A 1,797-nucleotide genomic window follows, 5' to 3' on the forward strand; every position below is an offset into this window, starting at 1 on the left:
GTGGAGGTGGGGGGGAAGGCGGTGGGCTGGATCGCCCTGCTGGTGGACTGGCAGAACCAGATCGCCGAGATCGCCACCTGGCTGGGCCGGCCCTACTGGAGCAGCGGGGTCAACCGGGAGGCCAAGAGCCTGGTCCTGGACTATGGCTTTGGCTCCTTAAACCTCCAGCGCATAGAGTCCATCACCCACGTGGAGAACATCAAGGCCCAGAGGGGGCTCGAGAAGCTGGGTTTCGTGCGGGAGGGGGTGCTGCGGCGCTACCGGAAGGTCAAGGGCTGGCACTGGGACATGGTCATGTACAGCCTGCTGCCCGAGGAGTGGTGGCAGCGGCAGGGGAGCTAAAAGCGGCGGGGTCCGTGCGTTCTGCCGCCGGTAGCGAGTGAAAGCGTGACACACGCTTCCTGATCGCCTCGTTAGAATGGGCCGCATGAGCCTGTTCGCGATCCTCGAGGAGATCTCCCAGCCTACCCCCAGCAAGATCCTGCTCGTCGTGCTCGACGGGGTGGGAGGCCTGCCCCAGCAGCTGGGCGGCCCCACCGAGCTTGCCGCCGCCAGCACCCCCAACCTCGACGCCCTGGCGAAGCAGTCCATGTTGGGCCTGCAATACCCTGTGGCTCCGGGCATCGCGCCCGGCTCCGGTCCCGGCCACCTCTCGCTCTTCGGCTACGACCCCATCCAGTACCAAGTGGGCCGGGGGGCGCTCTCGGCCATCGGTATCGGGGCCGAGTTTCGCGACGGCGACGTGGGCGTGCGCGGTAACTTCGCCACCCTCGATGCCTCGGGGCTGGTCACCGACCGCCGTGCAGGGCGGCCCAGCAACGAGGAGAACGCGCGGGTGGTGGGCAAGCTCAAGGCCGCCATCCAGGAGATCGATGGGGTCAGGGTTCGCTTCTACACCGAAAGCGAGCACCGCTTCGTGGTGATCCTCTCGGGGGCCGAGCTGGGCGAGAAGGTCTCCGACACCGACCCCCAGAAAACCGGCGTGCCCCCCCTGGAGTCCCACGTCCACAACCCCGGCGACGCGGCCAGCGCCCGCACCGCCGCCGTGCTCAACGCCCTCAGCGCCCGCATCCGCGAGGTGCTCAAGGACGAGCCCACCATCAACGGGGCCCTCTTCCGGGGCATCTCCGAGCGGCCCAGGTTCCCCTCGATGCAGCAGATCTACAAGCTCAACCCCGCTTGCGTGGCCTCCTACCCCATGTACAAGGGCGTGGCCAGCCTGGTGGGGATGAGGGTGCTCGAGGTCGCCGGGGAGGAGGACGCCCCCGAGGGCAAGGTGAAGGCCCTTCAGGCTCACTGGGCCGAGCACGACTTCTTTTACCTGCACTTCAAGAAGACCGACTCCACCGGCGAGGACGGCAACTTCGAGGAGAAGGTGCACAAGATCGAGCTTTTCGACCACCTGCTGCCCGAATTACTGGCCCTAAAGCCTGACGTGCTGGTGATCACCGGCGACCACTCCACCCCCAGCGTGCTCAGGGCCCACTCCTGGCACCCGGTCCCGGTGCTGCTGCACGGCCCCTACCTGCGCAACGACCCCGCCCAGCGTTTCACGGAGGACGAGGCCGCCCGGGGCACCCTGGGCACCCTGCGCGGCACCGACCTGATGCCCTTGATGCTGGCCCATGCAGGCAAGCTGCAGAAATTCGGGGCCTGATCCCCTACGGCCTCACGTCCTTACAGGCTACGGGCTTCCGGCAGGATCCTGCGAACTCAAGGACTCCTGGGGCAGCGGCTCAGGCGTGAGGGGCGGGATGGAGTCAGGGTCTGGAGGAACCGGCTCGGCTGGTTTAGGGG

The 1,797-nt window shown here is 67.4% G+C and carries 2 protein-coding genes; both read left to right on the plus strand.

The window, feature by feature from the left end:
* Window positions 1–342 (plus strand): GNAT family N-acetyltransferase (locus tag Mrose_RS18250; RefSeq protein ID WP_182482910.1); only part of this gene is annotated, 342 nt, incomplete at its 5' end.
* A gap of 85 nt (window positions 343–427) precedes the next feature.
* The gene (locus Mrose_RS18255; RefSeq protein ID WP_119280640.1) at window positions 428–1,657 is read left to right on the plus strand and encodes a 2,3-bisphosphoglycerate-independent phosphoglycerate mutase; all 1,230 of its coding nucleotides are present in this window, start codon (window positions 428–430) and stop codon (window positions 1,655–1,657) included.
* The last annotated feature ends 140 nt before the right edge of the window (window positions 1,658–1,797 follow it).

Origin of the sequence: Calidithermus roseus (assembly GCF_003574095.1) — a bacterium.
In the GTDB taxonomy this organism is placed as follows: Bacteria; Deinococcota; Deinococci; order Deinococcales; family Thermaceae; genus Calidithermus; species Calidithermus roseus.